Raw genomic sequence first — 16,560 nt, 5'->3', positions numbered from 1 at the left:
AGCCTGATTAAAAAACCGACAGATTCAGCGGCCGGATCGCACCCATCCAGATCGCGTGTTCGGTGTGGTCGAGCAAATCATCCCCAGTGTCCGGGTGCATAAACACCACCAGACCTTGGCGATTGAGCGCCAGCCACGGCAGCACCTCGCCGATCAGCTCGGGGTCGAAGGCCAATTGGCAACTCCAGTCCGGATGCGGCCCGACCGGACGTTCGTGGACGCGGCCCATCTTCAACGGAAACAGCTTCGCAGCCTGCTCACACAAGGCCCGCGCCTGCTCAATGGTATTGGCGTCGAAATAGACGTGGGCGTGGTAGCCCTTGATTGCTTGCATCACAAACCCTCGGAAATCGGTTCGAACCCTCGGCGTTGCCCGTATGTCACACGCCATACAAGGGATAAGAAAAGGGATCAGCCATGAAAAATGCCGAAACCCCGGCGGTAAAAGTGGTGCTCTATGGTGCCATGAGTAGCCTGGGCAGCGCGTTGATGGCTGAGTTGCTGCGGCGTCAGCACGAAGTCATTGCCATCCTCGACGATTTGACCGCACTCGCACCGCGTCCGGGTTTGCGCACCAAAACCGGCGATTTGTTCGACTCGGAGCGGATCAATCAGAGCGTGGCCGGTAGTTCGGCGGTCATCTGTTTACTGGATGCGCCGGGGTTGCCGTTCAGTAGCGATCAGGTGGAACGGGCTGTCGTGCTCGGCCCGGTCGAACAGGTGCTGGCCGTCGATGCGCTGGTCGATGGGCTGCAAGCGGCCAATGTGTCGCGGCTGTTTCTGGTGGGCGATTTTGCCGTGCTGGATGAGCCGGATGTCGATGATCGCCTGCAACGTCACGCCGCCGAGGAAATACGTGAAGCCGTGCAAAGCAGTCCGCTTCACTGGACGCTGGTCAATGCGCCCCATGGCGTGGCCGGGCTGACGATTGAGCATTTCAGTCAGGTCGGCGGCAATCTGGAACCGGGTCTGGCCGAACCGCTGGAGCGTTTGAATCGCGTGGCGGTAGGGATTGCTGATGAACTGCGGCTTAATTTGCATGTGGGGCAGCATGTGAATTTCGTGGCGGCCAGCGAATAGGCCGCTATACGGCGATGGAAGGCAACGCGAGTCCATTGAGGGATTTTGCGCTGCTCGCCTGTTCCGCCATCAGCCAATCAACAAACTGCTGAATCAACGCACCCCGGCGTTTGCGTTGCGGGAGCACTACGTAATAACCGAGGCGCGACAGGGTCGTTTCGGCGATGGGACGACACAGCAAACCCTGACTCAGCAAGTTATCCACAAGGTGGCGCCAACCAATCGCCACGCCTTGGCCGCCAATCGCCGCTTGAATCAACAGCGTGTAATTGTCGAAGCGTAATGCCCCGGGGCGGGCGGCGTGGTGATGCCGAGCTGGCGAAACAGGCCACTCCAGTCAAACCAGTTGCTGCTGTTTTCCCCACGCAGGTGCAGCAATGGAAAGTCCAGCAATGCCGGAGCGGGTAAGGGCCGGGCGCGGTCCTTGAGCAATTGCGGACTGCACACCGGGAACACTTCTTCGCTGAACAACCAGTGACTCTCGCCCTGTTTGAAACGCCCGTCGCCAAACAGGATCGCCACATCGATATCGGTGCGCAGCATGTTGTGGTTGCGTTCACTGGTCACCAGGCTGACGTCGACCTGCGGATTGGCTTCGTGAAAACGGTGCAGACGGGGCATCAACCAATAAGCGGCGAAGGCAAAATCGGTAGCGACCTGCAGCACCTCATGTTGCTGCTGTGCGCTGATCGCGCTCAATCCGGCGTCGATATTCTGCAAACCAAGGGTAACTTGCTCGAACAGGATCGCACCGACTTCGGTCAGCTCAATCCCTCGGTAAATGCGATCAAACAGCCGCGTGCCGAGTTGTTCCTCCAGCCGTTTGATCTGCTGACTGATCGCTGGTTGCGTGGTGCCAAGCTCTACCGCCGCTGCGGTAAAGCTGCGGTGGCGGGCTGCCGCTTCGAAGGCGCGCAACAGGTCGAGCGACAGATTTCCCAAGGCGTCATACATAAGCTGTGCTTATCCTAGTCATTGTCCGGCGCGGGCTTTACCGACTACAGCATGGACTCCATGCTCGATCGCAGCAATGTCGCATAAATATTCACTATGGAATGCCGCGATCACATGAAGCGCAAGAATATTCTTTTCATCATGGCCGATCAGATGGCCGCGCCAATGTTGCCGTTCTACGGCCCTTCGCCGATCAAACTGCCGAATCTTTCCCGCCTCGCCGAACATGGCGTGGTGTTCGATGCCGCTTACTGCAACAGCCCGTTGTGCGCGCCCTCGCGTTTCACCCTGGTCAGCGGCCAATTGCCGAGCAAGATCGGCGCCTATGACAACGCCGCCGATTTCCCTGCCGATGTGCCGACCTATGCCCATTACTTGCGCCGCCTCGGCTACCGCACGGCGCTGTCGGGCAAGATGCATTTCTGTGGCCCTGATCAGTTGCACGGCTACGAAGAGCGCCTCACCAGCGATATCTACCCGGCCGACTATGGCTGGGCGGTGAACTGGGATGAGCCGGATGTGCGGCCGAGCTGGTATCACAACATGTCTTCGGTGTTGCAGGCCGGTCCGTGTGTGCGCACCAACCAACTCGATTTCGACGAAGAGGTGGTGTTCAAGGCGCAACAATATCTGTTCGATCATATTCGCGAGGACGGCGACCAGCCGTTCTGCCTGACCGTATCAATGACTCACCCACACGATCCGTACACAATTCCCAAGGCGTTCTGGGATTTGTACGACGATGCAGATATCCCGTTGCCTACACCCCCGGATCAACACGAACTCGATCCACACTCGCAGCGTCTGCTTAAGGTTTATGACCTGTGGGATAAACCGTTGCCTGTGGATAAGATTCGCGATGCGCGCCGGGCGTACTTCGGTGCGTGCAGCTATATCGACGCCAACGTCGGCAAACTTCTGCAAACGCTGGCAGAAACGGGTCTGATCGATGACACCATCATCGTGTTTTCCGGTGACCACGGCGACATGCTTGGCGACAAAGGCCTCTGGTACAAAATGCACTGGTATGAAATGGCGGCCCGAGTCCCCCTGTTGATAAGTGCTCCGGGCCAATTCGCTGCCGGGCGTGTCAGCGCTGCGGTATCGACCGCTGACCTGTTACCAACCTTCGTTGAACTGGCCGGCGGCACGCTGGAGCCCGGCTTGCCGCTGGATGGCCGCTCACTGGTCGCGCATCTGCAAGGGCAGGGCGGTCATGACGAAGTGTTCGGCGAATACATGGCCGAAGGCACCGTCAGCCCACTGATGATGATCCGTCGCGGTGCCTACAAATTTATCTATAGTGAAAGCGACCCCTGCCTACTCTTCGATGTGAGCAACGATCCGCGCGAACTGGAAGAACTCAGTCAATCGCCGCAACATCGCCAGCTGTTCGACGATTTTATCGCCGAAGCCCGGGCCAAGTGGGACATTCCGGCGATTCACCGGGAAGTCCTTGCCAGCCAGCGCCGTCGGCGTTTTGTTGCCGACGCGTTAACCATCGGCAAGCTGAAGAGCTGGGATCACCAGCCGCTGGTGGATGCCAGTCAGCAGTACATGCGCAACCACATCGACCTCGATGATCTGGAACGCAAAGCACGTTATCCACAACCCTGCCAAAACCAATAATGTTAAGGGGAAGTCCATGCGTAAGTTATCCACAGTAGTGACGGTCGGCCTGCTCGCGATGAGCAGCGCTTCGGCGTTCGCCGAGCAGAGTTGCGACACGGTGAAAATGGCCGACCCGGGCTGGAGCGACATCGCCGCGACCAACGCCATCACCGGGTTTCTGCTGGACGGCATGGGCTACAAGGCCAAGGTCGACACCCTCGCGGTGCCGATCACCTTTGGCGGTTTGAAGGACGGCCAGGTGGATGTCTTCCTCGGTAACTGGATGCCGGCGCAGCAGGGCTTCTACGACAAGTTCGTCGCTACCGGCGATGTCACGCAACTGGCGAAGAACCTCGACGGCACCGAGTTCACCCTCGCCGTGCCGGACTACGTGTGGGACGCGGGTGTGCATAACTTTGCCGACCTGAACAAATACGCGGACAAGTTCGATCGCAAAATTTACGGCATCGGTTCGGGCGCGCCGGCGAATATCTCGTTGCAGGAAATCATCAAGAAGAATGACTTCGACATGGGTCAGTGGAAGCTCATCGAATCCAGTGAACAGGCGATGCTGGCGGAAGTATCGCGAGCGGTGAAGAAGCAGAAATTCGTCACCTTCCTCGGCTGGACCCCGCACCCGATGAACGTGCAGTTGAAGATGCATTACCTGAAGGGTGGCGAGAAGTACTTTGGCGACACCGGCAGCGTATTTACGTTGACGCGCAAGGGCTACGCCGAGGCGTGTCCGAATGTGGGTAAGTTGCTGACCAATCTGTCGTTCACTCAGGAGATGGAGAACAGCATCATGGCTGAGGTGGTGAACAAGAAGGTCAGCAATGCCGAGGCGGCGAAGGCGTGGATCAAGGCGAATCCGGCGGTGCTGGATAAGTGGCTGGAGGGGGTGAAGACGGCTGACGGGAAGGATGCGTTGGCGGCGGTGAAAGCCAAGCTTTGATTGTGGGGTGGCTGGAATTGGGTTTGGCTTGAGATTTTTGCCCCCTCACCCCAGCCCTCTCCCCCAGAGGGGGCGAGGGGGAAGGGAGCCGATATTTGTTGGATTCAAAACTTGCGTTCAACGGTGAAATCGCAGGTTGATGAATCTCTGACAAACACCACGGTCAGTCCCCTCTCCCTCCGGGAGAGGGCTAGGGTGAGGGGCCTTTCCCCTGGCACCCTGATAACCTTGAACAAAACCCCAACCGCGAGGACCCATGGCCTTCCCCAGCCGCCACTCTCTCTTGCCCTTCCTCACCTGGCTGCCGCGGCAAACCCGCGCCAGCGTCGGACGGGACCTGATCGTCGGCCTCAGCGGTGCGATTCTCGCGTTACCCCAGTCGATTGCCTACGCGCTGATCGCCGGGCTCCCACCTGAATACGGCCTCTATGCCGCAATTATCCCGGTATTGATCGCCTGCCTGTGGGGCTCATCGTGGCATCTGATCTGCGGCCCTACGGCAGCCATTTCGATCGTGCTGTACGCCAGTGTCAGCCCTTTGGCCGTACCAGCATCGCAGGACTACATCACGCTGATCCTGCTGCTGACCTTCCTCGCCGGGATTTTCCAGTGGCTGCTCGGTTTGCTGCGCTTCGGCGCTTTGGTGAATTTCGTCTCGCACTCGGTGGTGCTGGGGTTCACCCTCGGCGCGGCGGTGGTGATTGCCATTGGGCAATTGCCGAATCTGCTGGGGCTGGACCTGCCGGCCAAGGCGACGGCGCTGGCGAGTCTGGTGGATCTGCTGCAACACTTCCGGGCTGTGGATAAACCTTCGCTGGTGCTCGGTGTGGCAACGGTGGTCGTCGGTGTGGTGTTGAAACAATTGCTACCGCGCTGGCCGACGCTGTTGATAACCCTCGCATTGGCCAGTCTGCTGGTGTGGCTGTGGCCGGCGATGTTCGGCCATGTGCATCTGGTCAGCGCATTCGTCGGGCGTTTGCCGCCGTTCAGTGCGTTGCCGCTGGACCTGGATCTGATTCTGCGCCTGCTGCCCAGTGCCGTGGCGGTGGGCATGCTCGGGTTGGTCACCAGCCTGTCGATTGCGCGCTCGATTTCGGCGCGGTCGCAACAATTGCTCGATGCCAATCAGGAAGTCCGCGCGCAGGGTTTATCGAATATTGTCGGGGCGTTCTTTTCCGGATCATTGTCGGCAGGCTCGTTTACCCGCTCGGGCCTCAGTTACGAGGCGGGCGCATGCTCGCCGCTGGCCGGGGTGTTTTCAGCGATTTGGGTGGCGTTGTTTGCGATTTTCGGCGCCGGGCTGATTTCACACATTCCCATCCCGGCAATGGCCGGCAGCATTCTGTTGATCGCCTGGGGTCTGGTCGATCATCGCGGCATCCGCGCATTGCTGCGGGTCAGTCGCGCCGAGTTCGTGGTCATGGCCCTGACCTGCCTTGCTACGTTGCTGCTGGAGTTGCAGACGGCGATTTATGCCGGCGTGCTGGCGTCGCTATTCTTCTACCTTAAACGCACCTCGCAACCACGCGTGCAACATTGGCGTGACGGTGAGGACGATGTTTTACGCGTCGGCGGCTCGATCTTTTTCGGCGCCAGCCATTATCTGCAGGTGAGATTGCAACGCATGCACGGCGCGCGGGTGGTGATCGAGGCGCAGCAGATCAACTTCATCGACTATTCAGGGGTGGAGATGCTGCATCAGGAGGCGCGGCGCTTGCTGAGCCAGGATCGCAGCCTGACCTTGCGCCGGGCGCGGCCGCAGGTGGTGGAGGAGTTGAGGAAGCTTGAGGGGCCGGAGAAATGCCCGATCCGGTTTGAGGATTGACCTCGGGATCAGCACATACCTTGTGGGAGCGAGCCTGCTCGCGAAGACGGAGGCACATCCAACATTGATGTGTCAGACAGACCGCTTTCGCGAGCAGGCTCGCTCCCACATGGGTATTTATTGGGCCAACTGGCGGCGCAGTTCGGCCAATACTGGCGCCGTGTCCGGGCGTACGCCGCGCCACAAGTAAAACGCCTCGGCGGCCTGCTCGGCGAGCATTCCCAAGCCATCCATCGCCACCGCTGCGCCCTGTTCAGTGGCCCAGCGGCAGAACGCCGTCGGTTCCTTGCCGTACATCATGTCGTAGCACAGGGTTTTACCCGGCTCGATCAGGCTCGGCGCAATCGGCGGTACATCGCCGGTCAGGCTCGCCGACGTGGCATTGATGATCACGTCCACCGGCTCGCGCAGCCAGTCGAAACCACTGGCCGACACCGGCCCCAGGTCGCAGAACAACTCCGCCAGCAACTCAGCCTTGTCCACCGTGCGATTGGCGATGATCACCGATGCGGGTTTTTCGGCCAGCAACGGTTCGAGCGCCCCACGCACTGCACCGCCAGCCCCCAGCAACAGGATGCGTTTGCCGCTCAGGCTGAAGCCGGCATTCACCGTCAGATCACGCACCAGCCCGGCGCCGTCGGTGTTGTCACCGAGTAGCGAGCCATCGGCGAGTTTGCTCAAGGTGTTCACCGCGCCGGCCCGTTGCGCCCGCGCCGTCAAGCTGTTGGCCAAACGGTAAGCGTCTTCCTTGAACGGCACAGTAACGTTGGCGCCGCGACCTTCCTGGAAAAACGCCGTGGCGCAGCCAGCGAAATCATCAAGCGGCGCCAGCAGGGTGCTGTAGTCGAGGTGCTGGCCGGTCTGTTCGGCAAACAGCTTGTGAATCATCGGCGATTTGCTGTGACCGATCGGGTTACCGAAAACGACGTAACGATCCATCAGAAATCCTCAGTCCTGGGCCAGCCAGTCGCGATCTTGCAGGAAGTACTCGGTCAGGCGCGCTTCTTCGCTGCCAGGCTCGGCCTTCCAGTCGTAACCCCAGCGCACTTGCGGTGGCAGCGACATCAGGATCGACTCGGTACGCCCGCCCGATTGCAGGCCGAACAGCGTGCCACGGTCATAAACCAGGTTGAACTCGACGTAGCGGCCACGGCGGAATTCCTGGAACTCACGCTGTTGAGCGGTGAACGCATCGTTTTTGCGGCGCTGCACGATTGGCAGATACGCATCAATGTAGGCATCGCCGATGGCGCGCATGAAGGCGAAGCTGGTATCGAAGTCCCACTCGTTCAGGTCGTCGAAGAACAAACCGCCAATGCCGCGCGGCTCGTGACGATGCTTGATATGGAAGTAGGTGTCGCACCAGGCCTTGTAACGCGGGTAGACGTCCGGGCCGAACGGCGCGCAAGCCTGCTCGGCAACGCGGTGCCAATGAATGCAGTCCTCTTCGTTGCCGTAATACGGGGTAAGGTCGAAGCCGCCACCAAACCACCATACCGGCTCTTCACCTTCTTTCTCGGCGATGAAAAAGCGCACATTGGCATGGGAAGTCGGCACATGCGGGTTGTGTGGGTGGATCACCAGCGACACGCCGAGGGCTTCAAAACCGCGACCGGCCAGTTCAGGACGGTGGGCGCTGGCTGACGGCGGCAGACCGCTGCCAAAGACGTGGGAAAAGTTGACGCCGCCCTTTTCGATCAGCGTGCCGTTCTCGATCACGCGGGTGCGACCGCCGCCGCCAGCGGGCCGGGTCCAGGCGTCTTCGACGAAGCGCGTGCCGCCGTCTTCGCTTTCGAGGGCGGCGCAGATACGGTCTTGCAGGTCGAGCAGATAGGCCTTTACGGCGTCGGTGCGGGTCGTCATGGCTTCACCTTGAATCGGGCGGCGCCCCGCGGACGGGCGACGCAAATGGGCGCGTAGCATACCACCGCACAACGGCGCGCCGCAGTTGACGAAGATCAAGCATGAGAGTTGGATAGGGGGCTCACGAAAGACCCAAGGAGAGCAGGCAGATGGCAAAGCGTATCCAGTTCCGCGCCCACGGCGGTCCCGAAGTGCTCGAGTATGTTGACTACGAACCCGCCGCGCCCGGCCCGAATCAGGTGCGCGTGGCCAACAAGGCGATCGGCCTGAACTTCATCGACACCTATTTCCGTAGCGGGCTGTATGCGCCACCCGCCTTGCCATCCGGCCTGGGAGCTGAGGGTGCAGGCATCGTTGATGCAGTGGGCAGCGACGTCACCCGCTTCAAGGTCGGTGATCGCGTGGCGTACGGCAGCGGCCCATTGGGGGCTTACAGCGAATTGCATGTACTGCCCCAGGACAATCTGGTGCACCTGCCGGAAGAAATCAGTTTCGAAACGGCAGCGGGGGTCATGCTCAAGGGCCTGACCGTGCAATACCTGTTGCGCCAGACCTACGAACTCAAGGGTGGCGAAACCATTCTGTTTCACGCGGCGGCCGGTGGCGTCGGGTCGCTGGCCTGTCAGTGGGCCAAGGCGTTGGGCGTGAAGCTGATCGGCACCGTCAGTTCCAAGGAAAAAGCCGAACTGGCCAAGGCCAATGGCGCTTGGGCAACCATTGATTACAGCCACGAAAACGTTGCACAACGCGTGCTGGAGTTGACCGGCGGTAAAAAAGTCCCGGTGGTCTACGACGGCGTGGGCAAGGACACTTGGCTGACCTCGCTCGACAGCGTATCGCCGCGCGGTCTGGTCGTGAGCTTCGGCAATGCTTCCGGTGCGGTGGACGGGGTCAATCTGGGCATTCTGGCCGCCAAAGGCTCGCTATACGTGACCCGGCCGACGCTGGCGACTTATGCCAACAATGCCGAGAATCTGCAGCGGATGGCCGATGAATTGTTCGAAATGATCATCAGCGGCAAATTGAAAGTGGACGTCAGCCAGCGGTATCCACTGGCTGACGCGGCGAAGGCGCAAACCGAGCTGTCGGCGCGGCGCACTACCGGCTCCACCGTTCTGCAACCCTGAAACGCAGCCATCAAACAAAGCACCCGGGCGAGCCTCACGAGGCTGGCCCGGGACGTCACCTCTCGACAAAGAACGGCGTCTTGCCTGCCAGGGTGGTTGCGAAGTCACCACGGGGCAGACGTTGTACCTGCATGCCCAACACACCGGGCAATCTGAGCAATGCGCTCGCTTGCGCCTCGTTGTGCAAAGCCTGTTCGATGACACGTTCAGCAGCGGCGGGTAATCGATCCTTAGCGATAAGCAGCCGCAGGTGCGCACCGTCGGCCTGTCGATCAATCTGCACCTGCACATCCGAAGCGTGCAGTTCGGGCAACGTTTCTGCGAGCACACTCAGGACCTGTCGCTGAGTGATGATCGCACCGCCCAGCTTGATCGAAGCTTCGATTCGACCCTGCAGTTCCAGTATTGGCAAAGCGCTGCCACAGGCACAACCGGATTGCCTGTCCAAAACTCGCCCACGATCGCCAATGCGATACCGTAGCAGAGGCACCTGATCGGGCAGCAGAGGGGTCAGCAGAAACTCGCCGGTTTCACCGTCCACCACTGCTTGCAGGCTGAAGGGATCGACCACCTCAAGCAACATGGCGTCTGCATGCAAATGGTAGAAACCATGCTCGAGGTGCGCGCACTGGAAACCGATCGGGCCGGTCTCTGTCGAGCTATAACCCAATGATCGAATGCTCAGGGCCGGCCAGTCTCGGGCCAGTTGCTCGCGTAGCGGCTGACGGCAAGGTTCGCCAATGTAGTAGAGCCATCTCAAACTGCGCAGTTGCACCCCATCGACATCGGCATGATTGAACAGCGCCTCGGCGAAAGAAGGCGTGCAGATCAGTGCATCGGCTGCTTGTGAATGAATCAACCCGGCTATGCGCTGCATGCCCATCAACGCGCCTGCAGGCAGCAGGCGTGCGCCAATGTGCTGGACGATGGCCGCCGCGTATTGAAAGGCTCCCTGCATTTCACCAGGCGTCAGGCAATTGATGACGACACGGGGCAGTTCACCGGTCGCAGCAAACATTCGCGCACCCAAGGGTACGATGCTTTCGTTGAATGCCCAGGAATGGGTGATGTGCTTGCGATTGCCGGTGCTGCCACCTGAAGTCAGGGTCAGCCCACCGCCCGGTGCGCGATGTGACGCTTCGCTGAGGTGGGTAAACAGCAACCCGCCCTGATCGTCCTCCACGGCGAGGATTGGCAGCCGATGCAGATCCTCTGCGGTCTGTATGTGTTGAATCTGCGGACATAGCGTGCAGAACCACGGCAGCGACCGCGCATAGGCCAATTTACGCACGAAGGCCTCGGCGGCTGCAGCCTGAACGGTCTTTGCACTGCTCCGTTGCATCAGGTCACTGCACATGATGCGGCTCTCCCTGACGAATGCCCAACTCAGCGAATCCTTCGTTGACAGCACTGGCCAGATGCTCCAACTGAACCTCGCTGTGATTGGCGCTGATGGCCAGTCGCAGGATTGCTTCACCTTTGGCCACCACCGGAAACAAGGCCGTGGTGACCGCGATAGCGTGCCGACGCAGGTGCAACGCCAGGCTGATGGCGTCTCGTTCGGCACCGACCCGGACGAAACGTATGGGTGAAGCAATCTGATGGTTGCCCAGTACCGGCCCGAGCAGACCATCTATAGCTTCGACATTTCTCCATAACGCCGCCTGCAACGCCCCCAACTGTGCAGAAAGGTGAATGCTTGCCGAGGCGACTGCCGCACCGACACCGCCCATGGACAGTGGCCCCCCGAACGTATACGTCGACGCATTGCGCCGAATCAGCTCGGCATCGGCCGACGTCAGCACCGTAATTGCACCGCCGGTAGCACCGAAGGCTTTGGACAATGACGACAGCAGGATCAAACGATCGCGCAACGGCTCAGCAGCAACATCAAGCGCATAACCGCCCCCGGCCTGGCCATGGATCGAAGTGCCGTGAGCGTCATCCGCATACAGATAACCCTCAAAGCGCTCAGCCAGTTGCAGCAGCCTGTTAACGGGATAAAGCCCGCGCATCGAACCGATGCTGTCAGTCAGCATAATGGGTGTGTTGCCGGCAGCGACGGCTGCAGAACAAGCGTCCTCGACTTGCTGAAGATCACTGCAATCGCAGCGCTGGACGGGACCGAACTGCCACAGAATGCCTTGCAGTACTTGCATCGAAGCATGGGCCGCGCGGTCAACGATCCAGCCTGGGCCACGGCGCAAGGGATACGACGGCAATTCACCGGAGCCCAACAGCGGCAGACACCCCAGATGGGCGCTGCCCACCGAGTTGAATGTCACCGTATGCCCCTGGAATATGTGGTTCAACTGCTCATCGAGTTCGCGCATCGGCGGTAGCAGCGCTCGGGTGCGGGCGGCAGCAAACTGCACACCGAAAGACTCGACGGCTTGTACTGCGCCTTGAACCAGACGGGGATCGCTCTCGAGTCCCAGATAGGAGCACGAGAGAAATTCGGTCAACTGCTCGCCACTGCTCAACTCTATGACCTTGCCATCGCGCTGCACCAGGTTCAGGCCATTGAGCCCGGCGTCGAACAATTGCTGCTGATCGTCACGTGCCTGACGGACCCGGTTTTTGACCCAATTGACGGTCGGATGAGGTGTATTCATCGAGATACCTGCACAGATGATGTCTGGCGGTAGACCTGTACTCGCCAGAGTTGAGTTTTTTCTCGTGCGATCGCGTCCTGAAACTGCGCGGTAACGTCGCAGAAGCCTTCGCAATCGGGCCTGATCACATGCAAATGGCCACGAATAACCGTCAGTGCGTCCTCGCCCAGAGCGGGTCGGAGCCGCTGCAGAACATCGATGCCAACCTCCGCCGGCAGGAATGAAGGCACGTCGGAAAACGAGACAAAGTCGACATCCCTGCACCTGGAAGCACAGTCGAAAATATCGCCCTGCACCACGGTCAGCTGGCATTGCTGCAGCGCCTTGTGTGCCTGTTGAAAAACCTGCGGATCGCACTCCAGTGGAAAGCCCTGCGGATAGCGCAGCTCACCGAAAAACAGCATCTGCAGGAAAAAGCTTTCGCGCACGACCTGGGTGGTAAACAAGGTATGGAAGATATCCAGATACACCTCGCGGGAACTGATACCCAGGTTGTTGCGGGGAAACGCCCCTTTGTACAACAGCGAATTGAGCACCGCTGCGTTGCCCAACAAGGCGATCACAGCCTTCCAGCGCTTGAGGGGAAACCGGCTTTGGTAATAAGCCGATTGCTCTCCCAGATCACGAAACTGGAAAATCGCTCGCCCCGCCTTGCCGGTGAACAATCCATTGACCTTCGCCAACCGCTGCAGAGTCTGCTCGAAGGCCCCTTGGTAAATCGGTGCCTGCCAATGACGGGAATGAAGCAAGTCCGCCAGCCAGCGGCGATCAAGCGGAGGCAGATCCAGAAGGCGAAATATGGATTTGCGCCGTGTCACCGACGTTTCTGGCCGGTAGCCCATGAAATCCATGAACGACTGGCGATCGGTCTGCTCAAGCAAAGCTAAACGCAAGCGGGTAAAGGCCAGCTGCGGCCCACTGATATCAGCGCAAGTCATGCGGGCCGGGTGGCGGGCCAGCAACGGTAGAAGCCGACCGCCGCAGCCGGCAACACCCAACACGTGCCTGGCATCCTCGGGCAGAATGGCGTACTCGAGCGCCGTGTCTTCATCCCCCAACGCGTAGTTCAGCCGTTCGAAATAATCAGCCATCCTGACCTCCGCCTGACCAACGTGAAAATAAACGTGAAGGCGTCATGATTTATCCAGGGCATGGAGGAATTCGTAACGGGGCGCGAGGCCGTTTTGCCAGGCTTCATACTGCTCATAAACGGCTTCGAGCATGTTGCCGGTCAGGCGCAGACTGGTTTCCATCACGGTGGCAATGGCATCCCAGTCAGCCTGACGCTTGCAGGTTCGCTGCAGGATGAGTTTGATCTCATTGAAGTGCTCGACATCGATGTCCGAATGAGCAATGAAGAACGTCAGTTGAGCGGGTTTCAGCGCCAGCGTTTCACTCAGCTTGTCGATCAGCGGAGTAATAAAGTGATAAGCGTTTTCCGCCCAGTAACTGTATCCCAGCCGTTGTAACGGATTACCGGTAAAAGAAATCCAGTACAAATAAGCGATCAATACTTCCGTCGCTGGAAGTGCCTGTGGCATATCAAATACTTCATTCTTCAATCCCAGACTCATGACATCGTGCAGGGCCATTTTTTCATGACCGACTTCTTGTGCTGCATGTTCAAAACAGAACTTCGCATAAACAGGATTATCGGCATGTCGCACACCGACCAACCCCTGATTCCGGGCATTGTGTGTGGTGTAATGAAAGGTTTCGATCATGTAGATCGCATATAACGCTCTGGAAACACTGCCCTCGCGGATAGCCTTGACCAGCCGGGAGCTATCCAGAATATCGGCCCACGCTTTTTCGATGCGCTGATCGAGCAGAATCAGCTGTTGTTCAAAACTGACGGACGCATTCATCGCGATTCTCCGGGTAGGTGCCGTTCATGGGGAAAGGTTGTTGCAGCGCTGTGAGGATTTGCCGCCACTGCGCAGACAGCAGCCAGTAATCGCCGCGTGCGCGGTGTTCGATATGCAGTGAGTTGGAAGTGATCGGGGTCAGGCCAAAGCGCTGGAACAGTCGCCGTTGTGGCGATCGACACAAGGCCGTCACACCTTGATAGCCACGATCGATCGCCCATTCGGTGGCGGCTGCAAGCAACGCGTTGGTCGGCACCGGCCGGTGCTGTTGGGAATGCGTGATCAAGCGACTGAACTCGACATGGCGCGCCAGCGCCACGGTCGGAGAAACATACTGGTGCGCCAGCGAAGCCCATTCGAACGGCGAAGGGGTCACTCGCAAAACCGCCGTCAGTTGATCGCGCTGATACAACAGAAAATGCGTACTGCGCGATGAAATCGCCAGCCTTGTTTCAAGTGCCCGGGCTCTGGACGTCAGCATGTAATGCTTTAATCGCAGACGAAACTGCCGACCGATGAATCGTTCAAACTCGCTGGCATCTGACCCCGCATCGAGAATAACAATACGATAATCGGCATGCTGCCTGGTTAATGTCTCTTGAAGCCCCTGCAGATAATCCTTGAGTTGCAAGTTCGTAGTATCCATTCCTTCTCCGCAGACGTTAACTTATCGAAGTTTCTGAGCGCATTGAAATAATGGATGCTTTTAGAAATATCGCCACTGCGCGACTTCTGATAATGACGTGGGAAAAGTTACTGAAACTTCTAACTTATCGATTTATCTGACACGCAGCAGTACAACATAAACAACAGATTGTTTAAGTTATGGAGATTGACCAAGGATAAATCGCAGACAGAAAAAAACTCCTCGCCTAAACAGTCGAGGAGTTCAAGAGCAGAAGGCAGAAAAACAGGTCAGTCGGGACGAATGACCTTACCCGTCGCCAGATCGCGAATGACGCTAGGGTTTTTCCGCCCGCCGAGACTGCCACCCAGCACCAGATCGACCTGACCACGGAAATATTGCTCAACCCGTAAACGCGTGCGCGCTGCCGGGCGACCCTGCGGGTTGGCAGAGGTCGAAATCAATGGCCCGACCATCGAGCACAGATCGCGCACTTGCGGGTGATCGCTGACCCGCAGTGCCACGGTGTCGTGCACGCCGGTGACCCATTCCGGCAACAAGCCCTGATGCGGCACCAGCCAGGTGTTCGGCCCTGGCCAGGTGCTGGCCATGCGGTCGATCCATTCTTGCGGGAAGTCTTCGAACAGGAAATCGAACTGGCGAATGTTGTCGGCGACCAGGATCAGCCCTTTGACCACCGAACGATTCTTGATCGCCAGCAACCGATCCACTGCCTCTTCGTTCCACGGGTCGCAACCCAGCCCCCAGACGGCTTCGGTTGGATAGGCAATCACCGCCCCGGCGCGAATCTCTCGTGCGGCTTGTTGCACACGCCAACTGTTGACCATGAAAAAACTCTCCGCAAACAGGTTTCGCGCAGTTTACCGATCTTCCTTGTAAAACCTAGCGCGTCCTGGCCAACCAGCGACCGTTTTCGCACACCGCACGGCCATCCATTTCCAGTTCGGTCAGAGCGGCCAGGACTTTGGGTAAAGCCCAGCCGCTGCTATCAGCCAATCCCTCGCTGGTATGCGGCGCGGCATGGAGCAAGGCGAGCAACGGATGATCGACTTTCGGAGCGTCTGTGGACAACGGCAAATGCTGCCACCCGCGCAGCGCTTCGAGGATGTGTTCGATGGTTTCCACCAATACCGCGCCATCACGAATCAACTGATGACAACCCCGCGCGCCGGGGTGGTGGATGGAGCCGGGAATTGCATAAACCTCGCGCCCCTGTTCCGCCGCCAGCCTTGCCGTTATCAATGATCCGCTGGCAACGCTGGCCTCGACCACCAGCACGCCGAGAGACAAACCGCTGATGATGCGATTGCGGCGCGGGAAGTTGCTCGCGGTCGGCCCGGCGTCCAGGGGAAACTCCGAAAGCACCGCGCTACCGGACGCAATCATCGCATCAGCCAAGCGTCGATTGCGCTGTGGATAAAAGTTTTCCAGCCCCGTGCCGAGTACGCCCACGGTCAGCCCGCCAACATCCAGAGCGGCCTGATGCGCAGCGGCATCAATACCCAACGCCAACCCGCTGGTGATGACAAAACCGGCCCCGGCGAGGCTGCGAGAAAACGCTGCGGCGGTGTCCATTCCCGGACGCGACGCGCGACGGCTACCCACCATCGCCAGTTGCGGTTTCTCAAGAATCAGCGGATCACCGGCAACGAACAACATTGGCGGCGGATCAGGAATCTGCGCCAGCAGCGCCGGGTAATCGGCTTGATCCCACATCAGCAAATGATGCTCTGGCCCCTCTAGCCAGCGCATTGCATGGCTGGCACCGTCGCGAACGTCTGGACAGCGCCGCGCTTCGGCGCACGTCGCCGGCAAACCCAACGAACGCCACGCACTGGCCGGAGCGCTGATGGCTTTGGAGGCCGAGCCGAAGGCTTCAAGCAATTTGGCAAAGCGCTTCGGGCCGACATCCGGCAAGCGGTGCAGGCGCAGGCGCGCTTCCAGTTCCGCCGGGGAAACCGGCGTGGAGGCAGACATCATCATGGATCATCCTTGATCGTTATAAGCCCCGAACCA

At 59.2% G+C, this 16,560-nt stretch carries 15 protein-coding genes and 1 pseudogene; 5 read left to right on the top strand and 11 right to left on the bottom strand.

Annotation, left to right across the window (positions count from 1 at the left end; genetic code table 11):
* Positions 1 to 7: 7 nt before the first annotated feature.
* Complete coding sequence (locus tag CCX46_RS00180; RefSeq protein WP_127925295.1) at positions 8 to 334, bottom strand: DOPA 4,5-dioxygenase family protein; 327 nt, start codon at positions 332 to 334, stop codon at positions 8 to 10.
* 83 nt (positions 335 to 417) lie between these two features.
* Here CCX46_RS00180 and CCX46_RS00175 point away from each other — a divergent pair, with 83 nt between their 5' ends.
* Positions 418 to 1,080, top strand: a complete 663-nt coding sequence (locus CCX46_RS00175) for an NAD(P)-dependent oxidoreductase (RefSeq protein ID WP_127925294.1) — start codon at positions 418 to 420, stop codon at positions 1,078 to 1,080.
* Between the two features lie 4 nt (positions 1,081 to 1,084).
* Here the strand turns inward: CCX46_RS00175 and CCX46_RS00170 are convergent.
* Positions 1,085 to 2,034, bottom strand: a pseudogene (locus CCX46_RS00170) (choline sulfate utilization transcriptional regulator).
* A 114-nt stretch (positions 2,035 to 2,148) separates the two neighbouring features.
* Here CCX46_RS00170 and betC point away from each other — a divergent pair.
* From betC to CCX46_RS00155, 3 genes are all read left to right on the top strand, one after another.
* On the top strand, positions 2,149 to 3,663 hold the full coding sequence (gene betC, locus CCX46_RS00165) for a choline-sulfatase (RefSeq protein WP_127925293.1): 1,515 nt from the start codon (positions 2,149 to 2,151) through the stop codon (positions 3,661 to 3,663).
* A gap of 16 nt (positions 3,664 to 3,679) precedes the next feature.
* Positions 3,680 to 4,600, top strand: a complete 921-nt coding sequence (gene choX, locus CCX46_RS00160; protein WP_127925292.1) for a choline ABC transporter substrate-binding protein — start codon at positions 3,680 to 3,682, stop codon at positions 4,598 to 4,600.
* Positions 4,601 to 4,856: 256 nt separating this feature from the next.
* Positions 4,857 to 6,425, top strand: a complete 1,569-nt coding sequence (locus tag CCX46_RS00155; protein ID WP_127925291.1) for a SulP family inorganic anion transporter — start codon at positions 4,857 to 4,859, stop codon at positions 6,423 to 6,425.
* Positions 6,426 to 6,542: 117 nt separating this feature from the next.
* Here CCX46_RS00155 and aroE read toward each other — a convergent pair whose 3' ends face one another.
* Positions 6,543 to 7,364, bottom strand: coding sequence for a shikimate dehydrogenase (aroE, locus tag CCX46_RS00150; RefSeq protein WP_127925290.1), 822 nt, complete (start codon positions 7,362 to 7,364; stop codon positions 6,543 to 6,545).
* Positions 7,365 to 7,373: 9 nt separating this feature from the next.
* On the bottom strand, positions 7,374 to 8,288 hold the full coding sequence (gene hemF / locus CCX46_RS00145) for an oxygen-dependent coproporphyrinogen oxidase (RefSeq protein ID WP_127925289.1): 915 nt from the start codon (positions 8,286 to 8,288) through the stop codon (positions 7,374 to 7,376).
* Positions 8,289 to 8,437: 149 nt separating this feature from the next.
* Between hemF and CCX46_RS00140 the strand changes: the two genes are divergently transcribed.
* Positions 8,438 to 9,415 (top strand): NADPH:quinone reductase, encoded by a 978-nt coding sequence (locus tag CCX46_RS00140; protein WP_127925288.1) that lies wholly within the window; start codon positions 8,438 to 8,440, stop codon positions 9,413 to 9,415.
* Between the two features lie 55 nt (positions 9,416 to 9,470).
* Here the strand turns inward: CCX46_RS00140 and CCX46_RS00135 are convergent, their stop codons facing one another.
* The 7 genes from CCX46_RS00135 to dprA form a co-directional block, all read right to left on the bottom strand.
* Positions 9,471 to 10,757 (bottom strand): phenylacetate--CoA ligase family protein, encoded by a 1,287-nt coding sequence (locus tag CCX46_RS00135; protein ID WP_238704367.1) that lies wholly within the window; start codon positions 10,755 to 10,757, stop codon positions 9,471 to 9,473.
* Between the two features lie 4 nt (positions 10,758 to 10,761).
* Positions 10,762 to 12,030, bottom strand: coding sequence for an aminotransferase class I/II-fold pyridoxal phosphate-dependent enzyme (locus CCX46_RS00130; RefSeq protein ID WP_127925287.1), 1,269 nt, complete (start codon positions 12,028 to 12,030; stop codon positions 10,762 to 10,764).
* Complete coding sequence (locus CCX46_RS00125; RefSeq protein WP_127925286.1) at positions 12,027 to 13,121, bottom strand: DUF3419 family protein; 1,095 nt, start codon at positions 13,119 to 13,121, stop codon at positions 12,027 to 12,029. Before CCX46_RS00125 ends, CCX46_RS00130 begins: the two co-directional genes overlap by 4 nt.
* Positions 13,122 to 13,163: 42 nt before the next feature.
* A complete protein-coding gene (locus tag CCX46_RS00120) occupies positions 13,164 to 13,898 on the bottom strand; it encodes an iron-containing redox enzyme family protein (protein ID WP_127925285.1) in 735 nt (244 codons plus the stop codon).
* Positions 13,876 to 14,544, bottom strand: coding sequence for a hypothetical protein (locus CCX46_RS00115; RefSeq protein ID WP_127925284.1), 669 nt, complete (start codon positions 14,542 to 14,544; stop codon positions 13,876 to 13,878). Before CCX46_RS00115 ends, CCX46_RS00120 begins: the two co-directional genes overlap by 23 nt.
* A 269-nt stretch (positions 14,545 to 14,813) precedes the next feature.
* Entirely contained in the window at positions 14,814 to 15,371 is a 558-nt protein-coding gene (locus CCX46_RS00110) for an L-threonylcarbamoyladenylate synthase (RefSeq protein WP_127925283.1), read from the bottom strand.
* Positions 15,372 to 15,426: 55 nt separating this feature from the next.
* Positions 15,427 to 16,527, bottom strand: a complete 1,101-nt coding sequence (gene dprA / locus CCX46_RS00105) for a DNA-processing protein DprA (protein ID WP_127925282.1) — start codon at positions 16,525 to 16,527, stop codon at positions 15,427 to 15,429.
* Positions 16,528 to 16,560 lie beyond the last annotated feature (33 nt).

Origin of the sequence: Pseudomonas sp. RU47 (assembly GCF_004011755.1) — a bacterium.
Taxonomy (GTDB): domain Bacteria; phylum Pseudomonadota; class Gammaproteobacteria; order Pseudomonadales; family Pseudomonadaceae; genus Aquipseudomonas.
Note: the sequence above shows the minus strand (reverse complement) of the source record. Positions and strands in the feature narration are given on the sequence as shown.

Excerpts from the sequence above, each read along its gene's own strand:
- dprA (WP_127925282.1), bottom strand. The coding sequence starts at position 16,527 with ATGATGATGTCTGCCTCCACGCCGGTTTCCCCGGCGGAACTGGAAGCG.
- aroE (WP_127925290.1), bottom strand. The coding sequence starts at position 7,364 with ATGGATCGTTACGTCGTTTTCGGTAACCCGATCGGTCACAGCAAATCG.
- betC (WP_127925293.1), top strand. The coding sequence starts at position 2,149 with ATGAAGCGCAAGAATATTCTTTTCATCATGGCCGATCAGATGGCCGCG.
- CCX46_RS00120 (WP_127925285.1), bottom strand. The coding sequence starts at position 13,898 with ATGAATGCGTCCGTCAGTTTTGAACAACAGCTGATTCTGCTCGATCAG.
- CCX46_RS00125 (WP_127925286.1), bottom strand. The coding sequence starts at position 13,121 with ATGGCTGATTATTTCGAACGGCTGAACTACGCGTTGGGGGATGAAGAC.
- CCX46_RS00155 (WP_127925291.1), top strand. The coding sequence starts at position 4,857 with ATGGCCTTCCCCAGCCGCCACTCTCTCTTGCCCTTCCTCACCTGGCTG.
- CCX46_RS00110 (WP_127925283.1), bottom strand. The coding sequence starts at position 15,371 with ATGGTCAACAGTTGGCGTGTGCAACAAGCCGCACGAGAGATTCGCGCC.
- CCX46_RS00115 (WP_127925284.1), bottom strand. The coding sequence starts at position 14,544 with ATGGATACTACGAACTTGCAACTCAAGGATTATCTGCAGGGGCTTCAA.
- CCX46_RS00130 (WP_127925287.1), bottom strand. The coding sequence starts at position 12,030 with ATGAATACACCTCATCCGACCGTCAATTGGGTCAAAAACCGGGTCCGT.
- CCX46_RS00175 (WP_127925294.1), top strand. The coding sequence starts at position 418 with ATGAAAAATGCCGAAACCCCGGCGGTAAAAGTGGTGCTCTATGGTGCC.
- CCX46_RS00140 (WP_127925288.1), top strand. The coding sequence starts at position 8,438 with ATGGCAAAGCGTATCCAGTTCCGCGCCCACGGCGGTCCCGAAGTGCTC.
- hemF (WP_127925289.1), bottom strand. The coding sequence starts at position 8,288 with ATGACGACCCGCACCGACGCCGTAAAGGCCTATCTGCTCGACCTGCAA.
- CCX46_RS00135 (WP_238704367.1), bottom strand. The coding sequence starts at position 10,757 with ATGCAACGGAGCAGTGCAAAGACCGTTCAGGCTGCAGCCGCCGAGGCC.
- choX (WP_127925292.1), top strand. The coding sequence starts at position 3,680 with ATGCGTAAGTTATCCACAGTAGTGACGGTCGGCCTGCTCGCGATGAGC.
- CCX46_RS00180 (WP_127925295.1), bottom strand. The coding sequence starts at position 334 with ATGCAAGCAATCAAGGGCTACCACGCCCACGTCTATTTCGACGCCAAT.